17 protein-coding genes and 1 tRNA gene are annotated in these 21,283 nt (G+C 54.7%); 11 read left to right on the top strand and 7 right to left on the bottom strand.

Annotated features, from left to right (window positions below; genetic code table 11):
* Positions 1-25 precede the first annotated feature (25 nt).
* A tRNA-Asp gene (locus tag BVC71_RS11970) sits at positions 26-102 on the top strand.
* A gap of 96 nt (positions 103-198) precedes the next feature.
* The gene (locus tag BVC71_RS11965; RefSeq protein ID WP_086451924.1) at positions 199-420 is read left to right on the top strand and encodes an RND transporter; all 222 of its coding nucleotides are present in this window, start codon (positions 199-201) and stop codon (positions 418-420) included.
* Positions 421-520: 100 nt separating this feature from the next.
* On the opposite strand, the gene BVC71_RS11960 is transcribed toward BVC71_RS11965, so the two are convergent.
* Entirely contained in the window at positions 521-1,891 is a 1,371-nt protein-coding gene (locus BVC71_RS11960; protein WP_086451923.1) for a M20/M25/M40 family metallo-hydrolase, read from the bottom strand.
* A 184-nt stretch (positions 1,892-2,075) separates the two neighbouring features.
* On the opposite strand from BVC71_RS11960, the gene hemA reads away from it, so the two are divergent.
* From hemA to ispG, 3 genes are all read left to right on the top strand, one after another.
* Positions 2,076-3,299: a 5-aminolevulinate synthase gene (gene hemA / locus BVC71_RS11955; RefSeq protein WP_086452054.1), complete on the top strand. Its 1,224-nt coding sequence runs from the start codon at positions 2,076-2,078 to the stop codon at positions 3,297-3,299.
* Between the two features lie 111 nt (positions 3,300-3,410).
* Positions 3,411-4,601: a helix-turn-helix domain-containing protein gene (locus BVC71_RS11950; protein ID WP_086451922.1), complete on the top strand. Its 1,191-nt coding sequence runs from the start codon at positions 3,411-3,413 to the stop codon at positions 4,599-4,601.
* 79 nt (positions 4,602-4,680) lie between these two features.
* Complete coding sequence (gene ispG, locus BVC71_RS11945) at positions 4,681-5,802, top strand: flavodoxin-dependent (E)-4-hydroxy-3-methylbut-2-enyl-diphosphate synthase (protein WP_086451921.1); 1,122 nt, start codon at positions 4,681-4,683, stop codon at positions 5,800-5,802.
* A 70-nt stretch (positions 5,803-5,872) separates the two neighbouring features.
* Here the strand turns inward: ispG and BVC71_RS11940 are convergent, their stop codons facing one another.
* The gene (locus BVC71_RS11940) at positions 5,873-6,613 is read right to left on the bottom strand and encodes a DsbA family protein (RefSeq protein ID WP_086451920.1); all 741 of its coding nucleotides are present in this window, start codon (positions 6,611-6,613) and stop codon (positions 5,873-5,875) included.
* A 126-nt stretch (positions 6,614-6,739) separates the two neighbouring features.
* Here BVC71_RS11940 and BVC71_RS11935 point away from each other — a divergent pair, with 126 nt between their 5' ends.
* Both BVC71_RS11935 and BVC71_RS11930 read left to right on the top strand, forming a co-directional pair.
* Entirely contained in the window at positions 6,740-7,888 is a 1,149-nt protein-coding gene (locus tag BVC71_RS11935; protein ID WP_086451919.1) for a pyridoxal phosphate-dependent aminotransferase, read from the top strand.
* Positions 7,885-9,105 carry an N-acetylmuramoyl-L-alanine amidase gene (locus BVC71_RS11930; RefSeq protein WP_086451918.1) on the top strand — a complete coding sequence of 407 codons (1,221 nt, stop codon included), beginning with the start codon at positions 7,885-7,887 and terminating at the stop codon, positions 9,103-9,105. The genes BVC71_RS11935 and BVC71_RS11930 overlap by 4 nt, the downstream gene beginning before the upstream one ends.
* Here the strand turns inward: BVC71_RS11930 and BVC71_RS11925 are convergent.
* On the bottom strand, positions 9,099-9,770 hold the full coding sequence (locus BVC71_RS11925) for a class I SAM-dependent DNA methyltransferase (RefSeq protein ID WP_338036486.1): 672 nt from the start codon (positions 9,768-9,770) through the stop codon (positions 9,099-9,101). The two genes, BVC71_RS11930 and BVC71_RS11925, sit on opposite strands and share 7 nt — an antisense overlap.
* Positions 9,771-9,875: 105 nt before the next feature.
* On the opposite strand from BVC71_RS11925, the gene BVC71_RS11920 reads away from it, so the two are divergent.
* The 3 genes from BVC71_RS11920 to BVC71_RS11910 all read left to right on the top strand — a co-directional run bounded on the left by BVC71_RS11920 (position 9,876) and on the right by BVC71_RS11910 (position 14,510).
* Entirely contained in the window at positions 9,876-12,383 is a 2,508-nt protein-coding gene (locus tag BVC71_RS11920; protein WP_086451917.1) for a penicillin-binding protein 1A, read from the top strand.
* 93 nt (positions 12,384-12,476) lie between these two features.
* Positions 12,477-13,604, top strand: a complete 1,128-nt coding sequence (prfB, locus tag BVC71_RS11915; RefSeq protein WP_086451916.1) for a peptide chain release factor 2 — start codon at positions 12,477-12,479, stop codon at positions 13,602-13,604.
* A 126-nt stretch (positions 13,605-13,730) separates the two neighbouring features.
* The gene (locus BVC71_RS11910) at positions 13,731-14,510 is read left to right on the top strand and encodes a DUF2189 domain-containing protein (RefSeq protein WP_086451915.1); all 780 of its coding nucleotides are present in this window, start codon (positions 13,731-13,733) and stop codon (positions 14,508-14,510) included.
* 56 nt (positions 14,511-14,566) lie between these two features.
* On the opposite strand, the gene BVC71_RS11905 is transcribed toward BVC71_RS11910, so the two are convergent.
* From BVC71_RS11905 to bcp, 4 genes are all read right to left on the bottom strand, one after another.
* Positions 14,567-15,061 (bottom strand): bactofilin family protein, encoded by a 495-nt coding sequence (locus BVC71_RS11905; protein ID WP_086451914.1) that lies wholly within the window; start codon positions 15,059-15,061, stop codon positions 14,567-14,569.
* Positions 15,051-16,352 carry a DUF5930 domain-containing protein gene (locus BVC71_RS11900; protein WP_420845606.1) on the bottom strand — a complete coding sequence of 434 codons (1,302 nt, stop codon included), beginning with the start codon at positions 16,350-16,352 and terminating at the stop codon, positions 15,051-15,053. Before BVC71_RS11900 ends, BVC71_RS11905 begins: the two co-directional genes overlap by 11 nt.
* Before the next feature lie 193 nt (positions 16,353-16,545).
* Complete coding sequence (locus tag BVC71_RS11895; protein WP_086451912.1) at positions 16,546-17,367, bottom strand: ferritin-like domain-containing protein; 822 nt, start codon at positions 17,365-17,367, stop codon at positions 16,546-16,548.
* Positions 17,368-17,428: 61 nt separating this feature from the next.
* Positions 17,429-17,902 carry a thioredoxin-dependent thiol peroxidase gene (bcp, locus tag BVC71_RS11890; RefSeq protein WP_086451911.1) on the bottom strand — a complete coding sequence of 158 codons (474 nt, stop codon included), beginning with the start codon at positions 17,900-17,902 and terminating at the stop codon, positions 17,429-17,431.
* 93 nt (positions 17,903-17,995) lie between these two features.
* Here bcp and BVC71_RS11885 point away from each other — a divergent pair, with 93 nt between their 5' ends.
* Complete coding sequence (locus BVC71_RS11885) at positions 17,996-21,280, top strand: hypothetical protein (RefSeq protein WP_086451910.1); 3,285 nt, start codon at positions 17,996-17,998, stop codon at positions 21,278-21,280.
* Positions 21,281-21,283: the final 3 nt, after the last annotated feature.

Genomic DNA, 21,283 nt, shown 5'->3' with positions numbered 1-21,283 from the left:
TTCGAACGACACAGGATGCCAGAGTGCGGTTGTAGCTCAGTTGGTTAGAGTACCGGCCTGTCACGCCGGGGGTCGCGGGTTCGAGCCCCGTCAACCGCGCCACTTTTACCCGATGGGTAAAAAGAAAAGACGTCAGTTCGCTGGCGTCTTTCTTTTTTATCTAATATATCTCATTTTTGTAATATTTAAGGTGGCGTGATGGCTTTTCTTGATTCTATTCCTTTGCAGATTTTGGTGATCGCATCGCTGACGCTTGGACTCGCGCCGTTCGCGCCAGAGCCGCATATCTGGGAAAAGCTGAAGATGCTGGTGGCTGGGGAGTTGGTAAAGCCGATCGATATCTTCGATCTGGTTCTGCACGGTACGCCATGGGTTCTGTTGGCGGCAAAGCTAGTGCGGGAATTTGTTCTAAAGCGCTGATGCAAAAAGCGCCGCGAAGATCGCGGCGCGCTTTCGGTGGCGCCTGCGGCGGGCAGGGGGCATGCGCCCCTCTGGCCCTGTCGGGCCATTCACCCCAAGGTCAGGTCATGGCGTCCAAAATACGGGCCCAGCTGCGAATCCCTTTGTGGAAGCTGCGCAGATCGTATTTTTCATTCGGCGAATGGATCGCATCATCGTCCAGAGCAAAGCCGACCAGCATCGAATCCATATCCAGAATCGTTTTGAAATAGCCTGCGACGGGAATCGATCCGCCGGCACCGATAAAGGCGGCGGGGTTGGGCCATTCGTCAGAAAGAGCCAGTCGCGCCTGTTCAAAGGCTGGGTTGGTGGTGGCCATGACGCTGGCAGGGCCAGCGCCGTGATCGTGGAATTCGACGCGGCAATCGGCTGGGATTTGCGCGCGCACCCAATTTTGGAAATTTTCCTGAATTTTATGAGGGTCCTGTTCGCCAACCAAACGGAAGCTGACTTTGGCAGTAGCTTGGGCGGGTAGCACTGTTTTGAAACCATCGCCTGTGTAGCCGCCAGTAATGCCGTTTACTTCGGCTGTGGGGCGGGACCATGCCTGTTCCAGAATCGTGCGATCCTGTTCACCTGCGGGCACGGACAGGCCAACGCTGGCTAAGAATGCGTCGCCATCAAAACCCAAGCCGTCCCACTGCGCGCGCAGTTCGTCGGTAAGCTCTGGAACACCATCATAAAAGTCGGGCACGGTAATGCGGCCATTGTCATCGTGCAAATTGCCCAAGATTTTAGACAAGACACGGATCGGGTTGATTGCGGGGCCACCATAGCGGCCCGAATGAAGGTCCATATCTGGTCCGTGGATTGTAACCTCTTGCCCGGTCATACCGCGCAGCATGGTGGTGATCGCAGGTGTGTCGTAATCGAAAAGGCCCGTGTCACATATCAGGGCGATATCCGCGGACAACTCTTTCGCGTTTTCTTGCAGGAATGGCACCAGTGATGGTGAGCCTGATTCTTCTTCGCCTTCCAAAAAGATCGTAATTTTGCAGGGTAGGGCGCCGGTTTCGGCGACAATGGCGCGGCAGGCTTCGATGAAGGTCATTAACTGGCCTTTGTCATCGGATGATCCTCGTGCGCGGATGACCTTGCCGTTTGGGGTATCCTCGATCACTGGATCAAAGGGATCACGGTTCCAAAGGTTTAGTGGGTCGACTGGTTGCACATCGTAATGGCCGTAAAACAGAACATGCGGGCCGTCAGAGCCGCCATGCGCGACAACCATGGGGTGACCAGGCGTTGTGCGGACAGAGGCGTCAAACCCAATGCCGGTGAGGTCTTTGGCGATCCATTCGGCGGTTTTTACGCAGTCGTCATTGTATGCAGGATCGGTGCTGATCGATGGAATGCGCAGCAGGTCGAACAAACGGTCCGTCGCTGCATCCAGATCGCCGTCGATACGGTTCAAAACCTGAGAAAGAGTCATTATATATCCTATCGCTATTGCGGATGACCTTAGGCCTGTGGTTTTGGGTGTCCAGAGGCGGGTTTGATCGAACAAACGTGACCCGTGTCAAAAGGTAGCGTATTGTTAGAAGCGTTCTAAGGCTATAAGACCGTTCGAACGAGCCGTTAGCGACCTACGCTTGCCAGACGATAAGGAAGACGACGTGGATTATAACGCCCATCTTGATGCAGCGATCGGTAAACTACACGACGAAGGCCGTTATCGGACCTTTATCGATATCGAACGCCGCAAAGGCCATTACCCTCATGCCGTTTGGCGCAAAGATGATGGATCGGAACAATCGATCACTGTCTGGTGCGGCAACGACTATCTAGGTATGGGTCAGCACCCTGTTGTTTTGGCTGCGATGAAAGAAGCGCTGGATGCAACTGGTGCGGGTTCGGGCGGTACGCGAAATATTTCCGGCACCACGGTTTACCACAAACGCCTAGAGGCGGAACTGGCAGACCTGCACCAGAAAGAGGCTTCGCTGCTGTTCACAAGCGCGTATATTGCGAACGACGCGACGCTATCGACTCTGCCAAAGCTATTCCCTGGTCTGATCATTTATTCGGATGAACTGAACCACGCGTCGATGATCGAAGGTATTCGCCGTAACGGTGGTGCAAAGCGTGTGTTCAAACACAACGATCTGGACGATTTGCGCGCGAAACTGGCCGCTGACGATCCTGCCGCGCCAAAACTGATCGCATTCGAATCCGTTTATTCGATGGACGGCGATTTTGGTCCGATCAAAGAAATCTGTGATCTGGCGGACGAATTTGGTGCGCTGACCTATCTGGACGAAGTCCACGCAGTTGGCATGTACGGCCCACGCGGTGGCGGCGTTGCAGAACGTGACGGTCTGCTGGATCGCATCGACATCATCAACGGCACATTGGGTAAAGCATTCGGTGTTCACGGCGGTTACATCGCGGCATCCGCGAAAATGTGTGATGCTGTTCGGTCTTATGCGCCTGGCTTTATCTTTACCACGTCGCTGCCGCCTGTTGTGGCTGCGGGTGCGGCTGCATCGGTGGCCCATCTGAAAACGGATCAGGCGCTGCGCGATCTGCATCAGGAACGCGCGGCTGCGCTGAAATTGCGCCTAAAAGGGCTGGGCCTTCCGATCATCGATCACGGATCGCACATTGTTCCAGTGGTCGTCGGCAATCCAGTACACACCAAAATTCTGTCTGATCACCTGTTAGAAGATTTCGGAATCTATGTGCAGCCGATCAATTTCCCAACTGTTCCTCGTGGTACAGAACGCCTGCGGTTCACGCCGTCGCCTGTACATGGGCCAAAGGAAATCGATAAATTGGTCCATGCTATGGATAACCTATGGAGCCACTGTGCGCTGAATCGCGCCGAAATGGCAGGTTAACTAATTTATGCACATGCATGGTTGTTTCGTGTATGCTAACGCTTAGCAAGGCGCTGACGAGGGGACGAATCGTATAAAGCGCCAAGGCATTGAGGGCAGCGGGACAGCCACATGATTGGTTTGAACTTCAGACGCAAATCTGCGCCAGAAGGCGAAGAAGCCAAAGGCTTTGACGCCTATGATCTTCGTCTTGGGGATCTGATGCGCGGCGAACGGGCGACAATGGGCAAAAGCCTGTTGGACGTTCAGCGTGAACTGAAGATTAAAGCTGCCTATATCGCCGCCATTGAAAATGCTGACCCTTCGGCATTCGAAACCCCCGGTTTTATCGCAGGTTACGTTCGGTCCTATGCGCGCTATCTGAATATGGATGGCGACTGGGCCTATGAAACGTTCTGCAAAGAAAGCGGTTTTACCACCGCGCATGGCATGTCTGCCGCTGCTTCGTCGCCCAAAGCAGCGAAACCAGTGTTCGAAGATAAACAGCCAACCAAAGACATTTTCGCATCGCCGCGCACACCTTTCGTGCCGGCTGGCGAAAGCATGTTTGCTAATATCGAACCAGGCGCTGTTGGGTCGGTTATGGTTTTGGCTGCGCTGATCTGCGGATTGGGTTTTGGCGGTTGGACCGTTCTGCAAGAAGTTCAAAAGGTCCGTTTCGCACCTGTTGAAAACACACCAATTGTGACCGCGGATCTGGATCCATTGGCGGGTGTTGGCGTTATTGGTGACGATGCCGGTGCAACGACCGCCGTGTTCGAAGCGCCCGCCGTTGACGGGTTGGACCGTCTGTATCGTCCGCAAGCGTTGGATGTGCCTGTGATGATCGCCCGCGATGGCCCGATTTCGTCGCTGAACCCGTCCTCGATTGGTGTTTTGGCACCTGAAATCGTTGAAGAAACAGTGGTCGCGGACGCAGGCGCTGCGATCGAAACCCCACTTCAGGGAACTGTTCAGGTTACTGAAGGCCCTGCACCAGAGCTAGCCATGGTGGCTGTACGCCCCGCATGGGTGCGGGTGCGTGCGTCTGATGGTTCGGTTCTGTTCGAAGGTATCATGAACGCAGGCGACACATGGACCGTGCCATCGACCGAAGAACCGCCCACCTTGCGTGTTGGCGAATCTGGTGCGGTGTATTTCCAGATCAACGGCACACCATACGGTCCGGTTGGTGAACGCGGCGTTGTGACCTCGAATCTGGCACTGTCGGCTGATACCTTGTCCGAAGCCTATTCGGTTGCCGATCTATCCTATGACGAAGATTTGGCCCGCGTTGTAAACGTGGCCGAGGTTCAGCAGTAACCTTTCTTTGTGTTGTCAGCCGTTGCCTGTTTGCCTGTAGCGAATTAGGTAAGGGGCAGACTGCAATGATAGGTGTCTGATGTCACATAATCCGATCCGTCCATGGCGAAACATTGAACGCCGTAAATCCCGCCAGATCATGGTGGGTAACGTTCCGGTTGGTGGCGACGCGCCGATCACCGTTCAGACGATGACGAATACTTTGACCCATGACGTCAAAGGGACGCTCGGTCAGATTATTGCAGCGGCAGAGGCGGGGGCAGATATCGTTCGCGTTTCGGTTCCTGATGTTGAATCCAGCGCCGCGATGAAAGAGATTTGCCGCGAAAGCCCTGTGCCGATCGTTGCTGACATTCATTTCCACTACAAACGCGGTATCGAAGCGGCTGAGGCGGGTGCGGCCTGTTTGCGGATCAATCCCGGTAATATTGGTGATGAGTCCCGAGTCAAAGAAGTCATCAAAGCTGCACGCGACAACAATTGTTCGATCCGTATTGGTGTGAACGCGGGTTCGCTGGAAAAACACCTGCTGGAAAAATATGGCGAACCGACCCCTGATGCGATGGTTGAATCGGGGCTAGAGCACATCAAAATCCTGCAGGATAATGATTTTCACGAATTCAAAATCAGCTGCAAAGCATCTGACGTGTTTATGGCGACCGCAGCCTATCAAATGTTGGCGGATGCCACGGATGCGCCGATCCATTTGGGCATTACCGAAGCGGGCGGTTTGATGGCGGGCACGATCAAATCGGCGATTGGTCTGGGCAACCTTTTGTGGGCAGGGATCGGCGACACGATCCGCGTCAGCTTGTCCGCTGATCCAGTCGAAGAGGTAAAGGTTGGGTATGAAATCCTAAAATCATTGGGATTACGCCATCGCGGTGTGAATATCATTTCGTGCCCCAGCTGTGCCCGCCAAGGGTTCGATGTAATCAAAACCGTTGAAATATTAGAGGATCGGTTGGCGCATATTAAAACGCCGATGAGCCTGTCTATTATTGGGTGCGTTGTGAATGGCCCCGGTGAGGCATTGTTGACCGATGTCGGTTTCACAGGCGGAGGCAATGGCGCTGGAATGGTTTATTTGGCTGGCAAGCAAAGCCACAAGATGAGCAACGACCAGATGATTGACCACATCGTTGAAGAGGTCGAAAAGAAAGCCGCCCAGATTGATGCGCAATCCGAAGCGGCAGAATAACGGTTGTTAAAATGTGCGGGGCCTTTCGGGCCCCGCGTTGTTTCATGACCGCTGCGCGGTCGGTGGGCGCTTAGTCGGCGCGTTGGGCGTCGACCATAGCGATCATGGTATCTAGCGGTACGTAGCCACGTACCAATTCATCTTCGATAACAAAGGTTGGGGTGCCCGAGATATTTAGTCGCTGGGCAAGCTCCATATTCGTGCGCAGGACATTTGTGACCTCGTCAGACGACATATGTTCAAAAATCGGGGCGGGGTCCAATCCGACGGTAGAAGCGATTTGTGACAAGACATCGGGGGTGATGTCGCTGCGCATGGTCATGAGCGTGTCGTGCACAAATTTATACGTATCGTCGCCATGGAGTTGCAGGACCGAGACTGCAAACTGAGATGCTAATGTCGATTGTTCGCCCAAGATAGGAAACTCTTTGATCACGAGGCGGATGTTACCATCTGTTGAGATCAGTTGTTCAACCTCGTCAAAGGCCCGTTTGCAGTAGCCGCAGCGATAATCCAGAAATTCAACGACAGTAATATCGCCGTCAGGGTTGCCGCCAACCCAAGAGCCTGGGTCATTCTGGATCAGGTCCAGATTATTAATCGCCATCTGTTGATCTGCTGCGGCTTCGGCTGCAGCTTGGCGATTTTCTAGAACGCCAATAGCTTCCATTAGGACTTCGGGATTGTCCAGCAGGTAGGCGCGGATTTCAGCGCGAAACGCATCGCGTTCGGTATCTGACATAGCCGTCAGATCGGTTGAAAGCGCGGGCGAGGCGAGGCCAAGAGCGAGGGCGAAGGCGAGGCGTTTCATATTGGTCTCCGATTTTTCGTCCGGCAGAGTTCTGCATATCATGGCGCGGTTGCCAAGGGTCTGATTGACGCGGGGCGTTTGGGGCGGCAAACACGTACCCAGTAATAAGACAATACGAGGCATGCCATGCGGGTATCAAGACGAAGTGCGGTCGATCCCTTTATCGTGATGGATGTCATGGAATCCGCTCGCAAGGCCGAAGCGGCGGGGCGTCATATCATCCATATGGAGGTCGGGCAGCCGTCTACAGGCGCACCGCAGGCAGCTTTGGACCGATTGGCACGGGATATGGCCGAGGGGCCGTTGGGGTATACCGTGGCGCTGGGCATGCCGGAATTGCGCAGCCGGATCGCGCAACACTATGGCGAATGGTATGATGTGGATCTGAACCCAGACCGAGTTGTTGTGACGGCTGGCGCGTCGGGGGCGTTTTTGCTGGCATTCACGGCGTTGTTTGATACTGGCGATCGGGTTGGTTTGGGCGCACCTTGTTATCCATCGTATCGTCAAATCTTGCGATCGTTTGATATAAACGCGGTCGATATTCCAACGATTTATGATGCAAAGTTTCAGCCCGTTCCCGCAGATGTAGCCCAATACGATCTAAAGGGTTTGATCGTCGCGTCACCGGCAAACCCCACTGGCACAATGTTGGGTAGATCCGAACTAAAGTCGCTGTCTGACGCTTGCAATGCGCACGACACATCATTGATTTCCGACGAAATTTACCACGGGCTGGATTATGGAACGCCAGCCGTGACAGCGGTGTCGGTGACGGACGACGTCTATGTGGTGAATTCGTTTTCTAAATATTTCAGCATGACGGGATGGCGGGTCGGCTGGATGGTTGTTCCCGAGGATCACGTTCGCGTCGTTGAACGGATTGCACAGAACCAGTTTATCTGCCCCAGCCATGCGGCGCAGCGTTTGGCGCTGTATTCTATGGACTGTCGTGAGGAATTACAATCCAATGTGGATGTTTACGCGGCCAACCGCAAAGCGATGATCGAGGGGTTGCCAAAGGCAGGGTTTTCCGTTTTTGCGCCGCCTGATGGAGCGTTTTATGTGTATGCTGATGTGTCTGCCTACACTGATGACAGCCTGAGTTTTGCTGCCGAAATTTTGGATCAGGCTGGCGTTGCTGTAACCCCTGGATTGGATTTCGATGGGGCGGATGGGCATAAATGGATACGGTTCTCTTATGCTCGGGCCCACGAAGACATTTTGGAAGGTCTGCGTCGGCTGACCGAATTTATGGCGCAGAGGACGACATGAAATTACTGCTACCCATTGTCTTTGCCTTGTGCGCAACTTTTTCAGCCGCACAGGATTTCACAGGTCTTGCGCGACTGGATGTGACGAATTCGGAAATTCGCGATCTTCGTCGCGGGGCAGAGGTGGATTTGTTTTTATCGCAGCCGGTGCCGTATCGCGTGTATACGCTGGCCGATCCGATGCGGTTGATCATGGATTTTCGCGAAATTGACTGGCGCGGCGCCGAGCGCGATGTTCTGCTTCAATCGGATCGTGTGGATGATCTGCGGTTCGGTGCTTTGCGGCCTGGGTGGTCACGTATGGTGTTGGATTTGGCCGAACCCATGACCGTCGAAGAGGCGGGAATGTCGGTGAATACCACAGACGGGACGGCGCATTTATTGGTGCGCCTGCGCAGGGCCAGTTTGGATGAATACGTGCAAAAATCGGGTGCCCCTGTTGATCCAGGGTGGGATATGATGGCTGCGGTTGACCCAACCACGACGGCGAATATTCCCGCCAATGATGATGGGGTGTTTACCGTCGTTCTGGACCCTGGCCATGGCGGCATCGACCCCGGTGCAGTGCGCGGCGATGTGAAAGAAGCTGATCTGATGCTACGCCTATCGTCCGAAGTTGCAGAAACGATCAACCGTATTGGCGGCATGCGCGCTGTATTAACCCGCACGAGCGATATTTTCGTACCGCTAGAGGAACGGATGACCATCGCGCGGGCGGCAGGGGCAGATGTGTTTTTGTCCCTGCACGCGGATGCGTTAGAGGGGGACGAGGTGACGTCAGGCGCTTCGGTCTACACCCTATCGCAGGGCGCACAGGAAATAGCATCACAGCGGATGGCAGAACGGCATGAACGTGGGGACCTGTTGGCAGGTATAGATCTGTCAGGGCAGGACGATACGGTTGCGACGATTTTGATGGACCTTGCACGTTTGGACACCGCACCGGAAAGCAAGAAACTGGCGCAAGAATTGGTTACGGCGCTGATGGATACCAAAGCGCGTGTAAATTCCTCTCCGGAACGCGAGGCATTATTGGCCGTGCTGAATGCGGCTGATTTTCCGTCGGTATTGGTTGAGGTGGGCTTTTTGTCCAACCCTGCGGATCGCGAAGCATTGCAAGACCCAGAGCGCCGCGCACGGGTCGTTGCGGGGATAGTGTTGGGCCTGCAAAGGTGGGCCGCTGATGCTGCGGCCCGCGACGAATTAAGGCGTCAATGATCTGTGGATTTGTAGCGGGCTAACCAGATCGTGCGTCCGCCACAGTCTGCGTCTTCGGGGGCGAATGCCAATTCGGTAAACCCGTTTTCAGACAGAAGCGCGCGGTATTCGTCCGGCGAAAGGGATGCGTGATAGACGGCTTCGCCTTCGACTTCACCTATCTCGACGCCTTCATAGGGGCCAGAGGTGAACATCAAGGCCGCATTGTCGGCAGCGTGGGCCGCAAACACTGGAAACATGGCGCGCTGATCGGCTGGCGATAGGTGGAAAAAACTGTCCCACGCTAAAATCGCGTCATAGGTTTGACCCAATGACAACCCGCGCATGTCGCGGTGGATGGCGGTCTGCTGGGGCAACACGCTGCGGAACAGCGCGATCATGCTTTGTGCGCCATCAACGCCGGTCACTGCGATGCCGCGATCCGCTAGATATTCAGCAATCGGGCGGCCTGCGCCACAGCCTAAATCCAACACTCGACGGCGGCCCTGATGATGCGGGGCAGCCGAAATCATTTTGTCCAGCCATTTGCGTTCTTGCAGGCGGCGATCCCGACGTTGGGCCCATGCGGGGCCGACTCGGTCGTAGGTAGCTAGGATATTTTCTGGCGTGCTCATGACGCGCATTTGATCGGGATTTGAAGGCAGGGCAACACGATTGCGGTTCACTGCGGTCAAAGCGGCATTTCCTTGCCGAAATCGCTGTTTGGTGTTTTGACCTGCCCAAATAGTAACCGTATAAGCAACCCAACTATCCAAAGGGGTTATCCGCCAGTGCTGCGTTTTATCATGTCCTTCTTCGGGGCTATCTTTACGATGGTCACTCTTGGTCTTGTTATGGTGGCGCTGGGCATCGGGGGCATCTTTTCGTTCTACGGAAAGGATTTGCCATCGACGGAAACCTTGTCCCGTTACCAGCCTGCCACGATCAGCCGCGTGTATTCCGGCGAAGGCGCAATTATCGACGAATTCGCTCGCGAACGCCGTTTGTTTACACCGATCGAAGAAATCCCCGAGATTGTTCAATACGCCTTTGTGTCGGCCGAGGATCAGAATTTCTTTACTCACCCTGGCTATGACATCCGCGGTATTGCAGCCGCTGCGTTAGAGGCCATCATGTCCCGTGGCGAAGATGTGCGCGGTGCGTCTACGATTACTCAGCAGGTTATGAAGAATTTCCTTCTGTCGTCCGAACGTACGGCTGAACGTAAAATCCGCGAACTGATTTTGGCGGTCCGTATCGAACGCGTTATGGATAAAAGCCAGATTTTGGAACTATATCTGAACGAAATTTTTCTGGGACAAAACTCGTCTGGTGTGACGGCCGCGGCGCAGTCTTACTTTAACAAACCGCTGTCACGCCTAACCCCGGGCGAGGCTGCATATCTCGCGGCTCTTGCGCAGCGTCCCGGTAACCTGCATCCCGTTCGCCAGTACGAAGATTCCGTAGCGCGCCGTAACTATGTGTTGGGCCGTTTGGCAGACGACGGTTACATCACCGAAGAGGTCGCCGAAGCGGAAAAAGCGATGCCACTGCGAACCGTTCAATCGGGCGACTATGACAGTTTCCGCTCGCAATTGCCGCCTCGCAACTATTTCACCGATGAAATCCGCCGTCAGCTATCGCGCAACTTTGGCGAAGAAGAGTTTTTCACAGGCGGCCTATCGATCCGTGCAACGATTGACGCGGATATGCAGATTGTTGCGGAACATGCGCTGCAACAAGCGCTAGAAGAGTATGACCGCAATCTGGGCCAATGGCGCGGAACGGGCAAAACGATCGAAACCGACCAGCTGGAAACCGAAGAGTTGTGGCGGGCTGCGTTGTCTTCCACGTCGGTCCCGCGCGATGTTACGCTTGACGGTGATTGGCTGCCTGCCGTTGTCCTGAACGTCGAAGATCAACAACTTACCGTCGGTATTGAGGGTGTCGATGGCACGCAAACCGTGCCGCGTGAAGATATCCGTTGGCTGGTTGGCGATTTCTTTGACAATTTTAAAATCGGCGATGTCGTGCATGTACGCCGCCTGACCGAAGGCGACGCTTTCGTGCGTTGGTCATTGCGTCAAGTCCCTGCCGTGCAGGGTGCGTTCATGGCGATGGATGTGAACACCGGCCGCGTCATCGCGATGCAGGGCGGTTTCAGCTATCAGGCAACCGAACTGAACCGTGCGACGCAGGCTTTCCGCCAACCGGGCTCGTCGTTCAAACCCTTCGTTTATGCAGCGGCGTTGGACAGTGGGTATTCGCCCGCAACCATCGTCGTTGACGCGCCGATTGAAATCAACACACCACAAGGTTTGTGGCGTCCGCAAAACTCGTCCAACCAATTCTACGGCCCGACACCTCTGCGTACTGGTATCGAACAGTCCCGAAACTTGATGACCATCCGTCTGGCCCAAGAGGTCGGTATGGACGTTATCGCGGATTACGCCGAACGGTTTGGCGTCTACGGCGACGGTGAAATGGGCGAATTCCTGTCGAACTCATTGGGGTCCGAAGAAACCACTTTGTTCCGTCTGGTCGCGGCTTATTCAATGTTCGCAAACGGCGGTGAGGTTGTAGAGCCAACATTGGTAGACCGCGTTCAGAACCGCTTTGGCGAAACTGTGTATCAACACGATACGCGTACCTGCGTAGACTGTTCGATCCCGTCACTACCAGCGGGCGACGCACCGACAATTCAGTCGAACCGCGAACGTATCATGAATGCGGTAACTGCTTATCAGCTGACGTCGATGATGGAAGGTGTGGTTCAACGCGGCACAGCAAGCAGCGTCATCAACCTTCCTGTTCCGATCGCAGGCAAAACCGGTACGACCAACGACGCCAAAGACGTGTGGTTCGTTGGTTTTTCGTCCAACATCGCGGCGGGTTGTTACATCGGTTATGATACGCCAAACCCGCTGGGACGCGGCATTTATGGCGGCACGACCTGTGGCCCTGTGTTCCAACGTTTCATGGCCGAAGCGATCAACGAATACGGTGGTGGCCCATTTAACGTGCCTGATGATTGTCAGTTCATTAACATCGATCGTTTTACTGGCGCGCGTATGCCTGACGGATCGACTGGTCCGAACGTGATTTCGGAATGTTTCCGCGTTGGCGAGGAGCCAATTTTTGGCATCATGTTCGACGGTGGCTTTGCTATGTCGGCTGACCTGCCGCTGTTTGATGAGGTTCAACAAGAAACCCGCAGCGTCACCACATCTGATGGTAACACTGCGACTGTTGGCCCGAATGCGTCCTTTGGCACGCTGTCGTCGGGCGGTCTGTACTAACGCGCGTACTCTCGGCTTGCTCGCACGGCGGGCAAGCGGTATGACCCCATGAAATTCGCGGCTCTCTGCCGCAGGAAATAAGCGAGTAGTCACATGCGCGCCGAAACGCAGAACGTTGTAAATGCCATCGAAAAATCGCTAGAGCTGCTGGCTCAGCGTATGGATTGGGAAACGGCGGAATACCGTCTAGAGGAATTCAACGCCCGCGTTGAAGACCCTGATCTGTGGAACGATGCCGAAGGCGCACAGAAACTGATGCGCGAACGCCAGATGCTTGTGGATGCGATCGACGGATACAAATCGCTGAAACAAGAGCTGGATGACAACATTGAGTTGATCGAGCTGGGCGAAATGGAAGGCGACGACGACGTCATCAAAGAGGCCGAGGCCGCATTGAAAGCGTTGAGAGAAACCGCCGCCAAAAAAGAAATCGAAGCCCTGCTGGATGGCGAAGCGGACGGTAATGACACCTTCCTTGAGATTAACTCTGGCGCGGGCGGCACCGAAAGCTGTGACTGGGCGTCGATCCTTGCGCGTATGTACGTCCGCTGGGCCGAGAAAAAGGGTTACAAAGTCGAACTTCAGTCCGAAAGCGCGGGCGAAGAGGCGGGCATCAAATCCGCGTCTTACAAAATCAGCGGTCCAAACGCCTATGGCTGGCTGAAATCGGAGTCGGGCGTGCACCGTCTGGTGCGTATTTCACCATATGATTCCGCTGCACGCCGTCACACGTCGTTTTCGTCGGTTTGGGTTTACCCCGTGGTTGATGACAACATCGAAATTGATGTTCAACCAAATGACATCCGCATTGATACGTTCCGTTCGTCCGGTGCTGGCGGTCAGCACGTGAACACGACCGACTCGGCCGTGCGGATTACGCACATCCCGACGGGTATCGTGACCACCAGTTCGGAAAAATCGCAGCACCAGAACCGCGATATCGCGATGAAGGCCCTGAAATCTCGCCTGTACCAGATGGAGCTGGATCGCCGTAACGCCGACATCAACGCCGCGCACGAAGCGAAAGGCGACGCAGGTTGGGGCAACCAGATCCGTTCTTATGTTCTACAGCCCTATCAGATGGTCAAAGACCTGCGGACAGGGTTTGAAACATCGGACACCCAAGGCGTGTTGGACGGTGATCTGGATGGTCTGATGGCCGCGACGTTGGCGCATGGCGCATCGGGCAAATCTCGCGCAGACGCGAACGCCGAAGACTGATCCAAGGCCCCATAGTTGGGGCCTTTGCTTTTGCGGCCATTCGCAAATCCCATATCTAAAATACTATTTTGTGTTTTGGACACAGCGGCCTAGCCTTTGATCATGGTCAAGGGGAGAAGGCCGCGCATGACACAATTAACTGATCCACAGCCGTCACAAATACCGTTGGTTGGCCAATTGACGCTGGCCGATATTTTCGTCTCATTGACGGCGGGGTGGTACGATTTTCGACAAGCCCCGCAATTCGGTCTGTTTTTTTCCGCGGTTTACGTCGTGATTGGGTTTGGGTTGGTCATGGTCGGGGCAGGGCATGTTAGCTGGGTTTTGACCATTTCATTGGCCTTTCCATTGGCCGCACCATTTGCAGCGGTCGGTCTGTACGAAGTCAGCCGCCGTTTGGAAAATGGAACGCCGCTGAAATGGTCCGAGGTATTAGGCGTTGTGTGGAAGGAACGCACACGTCAGGTGCCGTGGATCGGTGCGATCATCGTTATCTATGTGCTGTTCTGGACGTTTTTGGCGCATATGATTTTCGCCTTGTTTATGGGGCTAAGTGTCATGAAAAACGTGACGACCAGTTTCGATATTTTTTTAACCCCCCAAGGCATGACGATGGTTGCTGTGGAATTGGTCGTTGGTGCGATATTGGCGTTTTTGCTGTTTGGCCTGACCGTTGTCAGCTTGCCCCTGCTTTTGGAAAAAGAAATCGACTTTGTGACTGCGATGTTGGTGTCGCTACGCGCTGTGTTTGAAAACCTGACGACAATGTTGGTCTGGGCCGTGATTATTGCGGTTTTGTCCATCGTGGCGTTGGTGCCTGTTTTTCTGGGTCTGTTTATCGTTTTGCCGATCTTGGGCCATGCAACCTGGCACTTGTATCGGCGAGTTTTATACGATCCCGTTTAGGCAACAAAAAAGGCGCTGAAAACTCAGCGCCTTTCGTCATTCCAATTCTGAAATGATTATTCTTCTTTTGCCGCAGGCATTTTAGGTTTCGCAGCACCCGAGGCGGACAGTGGGTCGTCCTGACGCTGAACCGAACCTTCGAAATGTGCGCCGGATTCGATGGCGATGGTTTTGTGAATGATGTCACCTTCGACGCGAGCGGTCGATGTCAGGCGGACCTTTAGGCCACGTACGCGGCCAATGATGCGGCCGTTGATGACAACGTCGTCTGCGACCACTTCACCGCGTACGGTTGCGGATTCGCCGATGGTCAGCAGGTGGGCGCGGATGTCGCCGTCTACTTCGCCTTCGATCTGGATATCGCCAGTGGTTTTCAGGTTGCCCTTGATATGCAGGTCAGACGACAGGATCGACGCCGGTGGTTTTGCTTTGGGCGCAGACACTTTCAAATCTGCCGGAGCAGGGGTCGGTGCAGGGGCAGGGGCGGGCACTGGCGCTTTTGCTTCGGTTGGCTTTGCGCTCGGCTCGTTGATTTTGCTCTTAGAAAACATCTTGTCCAGCTCTTATATAGATCATCGGGTTCACAGCTTCACCGCCCACGCGGACCTCGTAATGGAGATGAGGGCCCGTGGAACGTCCGGAATTCCCCATATCACCAATACGGTCCCCGCGCGAGACTCTTTGGCCGACTTCGACGCGAATTGCGTTCAAATGTGCGTAACGCGTTTCGATTCCAGCTTCGTGTTGGATTTTAATCAATCGACCATAGCCCGTCGACCATCCTGCATGCGTCACAACGCCATCTGCGGTCGCATGGATAGGTGTGCCGATAGGGCCGGCAAAGTCGGTACCATAGTGCATTCGGCCCCAGCGCATTCCATAGCCCGAAGTAAAGCGGAAGTTTTCGAACACAGGCATCGCAAATGGCGTGCGTTCAGCGGCGATACGGTACAGGTTGATGCGGTCCATTTCAGACAGGATGCCGTTCGCACGGGCGGCGTCTGGATCGATTTCGGTGCTGCCACGGGTCGACATTTGGAGCGGCATCATTGGGCCGCCCATGCCAGAATAACCCTGACGAACCTGATCCAGCAGGCGGTCAGTATCCAGACCTGCCGCGCGGAACATATTGTCCAGTGGTTCGACCGAAACCATCATCGCCTCTTCTAGCTGGCGAAAGATTTCGTCGTTCTTGTCTTCCATCAGGCGCAGTTCAAGTTCTAGTTCTTCAGCGCGCTCAATCGCGTCTTGCGCGTTAGCTTCGATAATGTCGCGTTCTGCGGCGGTATCTGCCAAAGCGGCAGCCAACAGATCCAGCGTTTCGTCCGAGCTACCCGCGCCAACGCCTGCTGTGCCTTCGCCCGATGCGATCGCGGCTTGCAGGGTGTCCATGCGTTCGGACAGTGCTTCGCGTTCTTGCATGGTGCGGCGCAGAGTGGATTGGATGACTTCGATGCCGGTTTCTAATTCGCGGCGGCGGTCTTCGGAATGCAGCAGTTCAGACTGCATCATAGAAATCTGTTCCAACGCCGAACCAAAGCGCGCAGATGCTGCTGCGGCTTCTTCCGCGCGGCGATCGCGTTCGGTCGCCAGTGCCTGCAGTCGGCTTTCGTATTCAATCTGTTCGCGCTGCGCTTGTGCGCGGAAATTTCCAGCGCCGATGGAATCCATCAGGACAATAGCGGTCGCGATAATGGTCCACGCAACAACAATGGACCCCGTGACCCAAACAAACATTTGAGTTTCTGACCGAAGTCGCACAAAGCGTGTTTCGGTGTCTGAACGTAGATACAGCCGTTTTTCTGGAAAATATCGTTCCAATACGGCGTGCAGTCGAGCCATAACCCGTGTTCGCACGTGCGTTTTCCTTCGTCCCGTCCCAATCTTGCGAGTGTTCCCATCCACTCTTGCCGCGAAGTGTTAACTACCTGATAGAAGGGTCGCAACAGTTTTGCGCAAATTTGCTGCAATGCACTGGATTTAGGCGGGTTTCTGCGCGGATTTATGCCTAACGACTTGGCATCTAGGCAAAGTTTTAGCGTTTTGCGCCTGCTTCTTCTGCAAGGGGCCAATAGAAATCTGGCGGGATGCCAGCCTCGGCCCGTTTTTCTTCGTTAAAGGGCGGACGCAGTTGGCTAAAGAAATAGCGTTTGACCAGATCGTGAAATGCGACCTTTGGGTCCATGTCGTGGCGACCGCAAAGGAAATGGAACCATTTCGATCCGTAAGACACGTGGTGGACTTCCTCGGCGTAAATGACCTTTAACGCTTCGACGGTTTCTTTGTCTTTTGCCTGTTTAAAGATGTTGATCATGCCAGGGGTTACGTCCAATCCGCGTGCCTCTAGGACCATGGGCACCACTGCCAAACGGCCCATCAGGTCATCGGCGGTGTCTTCTGCGGCGCGCCACATGCCCGCATGGGCCGGCAAAGCGCCGTAGTGGCTGCCCAATGCTTCGAGGCGGTCACATATCAGATTGAAATGTTTGGATTCTTCGTCTGCGGATTTCACCCAGTCATCAAAGAAACCGATTGGCATAGGGGTATCTGAAAAACGTGCGATAATATCCCAATGCAGATCGACCGCATTCAATTCGATGTGGGCAACCGCGTGTAAGATCGCGATGCGGCCTTCGATCGTGCCTGGTTTGCGGTGCGGCACGTCGCGCGGGTCTAGCAATTCGGGTTTGTCGGGGCGCGATGGTTGCATCGGCGGATTTGCTGTTCCGATTTCAATTGGGGTATCCGACTGACGCGATGCGACCCATTCAGCGGCGTATTTTCGCGATAGCGCAGCTTTGCCGCGGCCATCCGCCGTTTCCAGAACTTCGCATGCCATTTTTGCCAGCGTTTTCATCGCGCATCCCCATCTGTCTTTGCGCGGTGTCCTGCCGCGTGATGCGGCAGGGGTCAACCGACTACAGGCTTTTTGCTGCTTCCAATACGGCTTCGACATGACCGGGGACTTTAACCTTTGGCCAGATCTGCGCGATTTTACCATCCGCACCAATTAGGAACGTTGTGCGTTCGATCCCCATGAATTTTTTGCCGTACATGGATTTTTCTTTCCAAACGCCATAGCGCTCGCAAACATCGTTGTCTTCATCAGATAGCAGCGCGAAAGACAGGTTGTTTTTGGCAATGAACTTTTCATGCTTCGCAACCGAGTCCTTTGACACGCCCAGAATTGCAACACCTGCTTCTTCGAATTCGTGCGCAAGATCGGTGAACCCAATTGCCTGTTTGGTACAGCCAGGTGTTGCGTCCTTTGGGTAGAAATATAGAACCACGGGCTGGCCTGCATAATCAGCAAGGTTAACGATTTCTCCGCCATCGCGTGGCAGGCTGACGGCAGGGGCGGTTTGTCCAACTTCGGGTAGGGCGGTTGTCATTCTATCCTCTATCGAATTGAAAAATGGGTTGGCACGCGGCACAGTTCCGTTTTAGGGCAGCCACACTAAGAATAAAGGGACCATCGGGCGAAAATGGATCAGGGGCAAGGTGATACCGACCAAACATCAGGTCGGCGCCGGATCGGTAGAGGGTGGCTGCTGCGCGTGTCGATTGCGCTAATCGTAGCTCCGCTGATTGTTGCTGTTGTTGCCGTCCTTGCCATTTTAGATCGTGAAATCAGTGCGCCACATTGGATTGAACAACGGTTAGAGCAGTCCGGCAGTCAAATGATGTCAGGCGGATCAGTGGAAATCGGTCAAGTCTGGCTAACGTTAGGCCGTGATTTGCATCTGCGGGCGCGAGTTGAAAATGCCCAGATTAGGGATGGCGATCATCAGACAATCGCTGTTTTGCCCGTTGCCGAAACGCTTATTTCTCCGCGCGGATTGGTGTTGAAGCAAGAAGTTTTGGTTCAAGAGGTTGTGCTGCGCGGCGCTCAAATCGGTTTGTTGCGGTCTGCGGACGGTTCGGTCGAGGTATCATTCCAGTCGAACGGGCCGCGCGCAGGTGCCGCTGATAGCTGGGTTGATTTACTGGATATGGTCGATCAGCTGCTAGAAGAACCCGCACTAGAAGCGTTAGAGACGGTCCGCGCCGAAGGCGTCATCGTGAATTATTCTGATTTGCGATCGGCCCGCAGCTATACCGTTGACGGTGGAACAATCAGCCTCGATCTACGTGGCGGTGTCGTGTCGCTGCGGGGGGAGTTCGCGTTATTGTCTGGTCGTCCGTTCGTAACGACCGTGGACATGTCCTATGACAGCCCCAAAGGGCGCCGCGCGGCTACGTTAGGTCTAACCGTTGCGAACGGGATTGCAGCAGATTTGGCGGCGCAAGTGCCAGTATTGGGTTGGATGTCGGTGGTAGACGCACCGATCAACGCGTCGATCCGTGCAAGCGTCCAAGATGATGCGCAGCTAGGGCCGATGTTTGCGTCTTTTGAAATTCAGGATGGTGTTATTCAGCCAACGCCCGAAAGCCGTCCGATCCCGATCCGCAATGCCCGTAGCTATTTGTCATATGATCCACAAAGCAGCACAGTTCGGTTTGATCGCGTCACGGCGGATACATCGTGGGGCGGATTTACGGCGACAGGGCGGGCTTATCTGCGTGATTGGAATGATGCGGGGTGGCCACAGAGTTTTGAAGGGCAATTCGAAGCACGCGACATCGGTATCGCGATCGAAGACGTTTATGATGCCCCGCGCGTGATCGACAGCGCAGCCGCTGATATGCGTCTGCGCCTGTCCCCGTTCCAGATCGATATTGGCCAATTCAATATCGCGGCTGGTGAACAGGTGTTGAATGGGGATGGCACCATTACCGCTGACCAAGACGGTTGGGGTGTTGCGCTGGATGTGACCTCGGACGCGTTTGACGCGATGACGCTGATGCCGTTCTGGCCGGAAACCTTGAAAACGCCCGCACGCAATTGGTTTGCAGACAATATGACTGCGCTTGATGTGCGGGATCTAACGCTTGGGCTACGGATGGGTGGGGCCGAGGATATGCGCATTGGCGGATCGACCTGGGTCGAATACTCTCAGTTTCGGCCAAACCCCCAAATGCCTTACATCGATAAGGTGTCTGGTTTCGTGAGCTTACTTAATAACCGTTTGGGAATTGAACTGGATCAAGGGCAATCCGCATCACCACAGGGCGGTGTGATCGACATAGCGGGGTCAACAATGGTGATGCCGGATATCACCATGCACGAACCACGTGCGGAATTCGGTTTGAAAACGCAAAGCACATTAACCGCTGCTTTGGCTTATCTAGATTTGCCGCAATGGCAATTCCTGACCAAAGCGGGGCGGCCTGTCACATTGGCGGACGGTCGCGCTGTTGGTGATTTTCAGATTGCGATGCCGTTTATGAAAGGGATGCAACCGTCAGCGGTCGAATACCAAGGCAGCGCTGTTGTGCGCGATTTGCGGTCAGATCAGATTGTACCCAATAAAACGATCACAGCCGCGCAGGTGAGCGTGGAATTTGATCGTGAAACCCTCGCGATTAGCGGGCCTGTCAAATTGGGCGCCGTGCCTATGACGGTCCAATGGTCGCGCGCTATCGGGCCTGATGCACCAACGGTTAGTTTCCTAAACGGAACTGCTGTTGTGTCAGAGTTGTTTTTGGATGAATTTAACATAGGCCTGCCGCCAGGTTCGATTTCGGGGGAAACCGAAGCGCAAATTTCGCTGCGTTTAGAAAACGGCGAAGCGCCAGAATTCATTGCGACCTCTGATTTGCAAGGCGCCGGCATCCGTATAGATGCACTCAATTGGTCAAAATCGCCGCAGACCGCTGGAGATTTCGAAATTTCGGGCAGTCTGGGGCCTATCCCGCAAATTGATCGTATCTCACTCCTTGCGCCTGGGTTAAACCTGTCGGGGTCTATCGCGCTCGGCGAGGGCGGCGTGTTAGAACGGGCGTCGTTCGATCGGTTGCAATCAGGCCGTTGGCTGGACGGTTCAGTTGCATTGACGGGACGCGGTGTAGGAAGGCCCGCCGCGATAGAGGTTGCGAGCGGAACAATTGATTTGCGGCAAATTGATTTGTCAGGTTCTAATGATGGCGGCGCGCCTTTGTCCGTTTCATTGGATCGGGTCATTATCGCGCAAGGTATCGAGCTGACCCAGTTTGACGGTGAATTTGATAGCCGAGGCGGATTTTCAGGCGATTTTAGCGGCTACCTGAATGGGCAGGCCGCGGTGCGCGGGCGCGTGGACCCCCACAATGGCGGCAGCCGCCTACGTTTGATTGGATCCGATGGCGGCGCGGTTGCCATGGCGGCGGGATTGCTGCCGAACGCATCGGGCGAGGATTTCGAGCTGACGCTGACTCCGGTGGGTGAGGCGGGTGTCTATGACGGCACGTTGACGGTTAAGAATCTACAGGTTCGCGAAGCGCCGGCGCTGGCCGAACTATTAAACGCCGTCAGCGTCGTTGGATTGCTGCAACAACTTAGCGGGCAGGGGCTGATGTTTGTCGATGTCTTGGCCGAATTTCGTTTAACGCCCGATCAAATCATCGTGGCGCAGTCCAGTGCGGCAGGGCCGGGGCTTGGCATTTCTTTGGACGGCATTTACACGCTGGCAACCAAAGAGATGGATTTTCAAGGCGTGCTGTCGCCACTGTATTTGCTAAACGGGATCGGTTCGGTGTTAACGCGAAAGGGCGAAGGGCTCATCGGGTTTAATTTTACGCTGAGTGGGACCAAAGACGCATTGCAGGTTGGCGTGAATCCGTTGTCGGCGCTGACACCGGGCATGTTCCGCGAAATTTTCCGCCGACCACCGCCTGATTTGAGCGAATAGGAC

The organism is Marivivens niveibacter (genome assembly GCF_002150005.2).
Lineage (GTDB): Bacteria > Pseudomonadota > Alphaproteobacteria > Rhodobacterales > Rhodobacteraceae > Marivivens > Marivivens niveibacter.
Note: the sequence above shows the minus strand (reverse complement) of the source record. Positions and strands in the feature narration are given on the sequence as shown.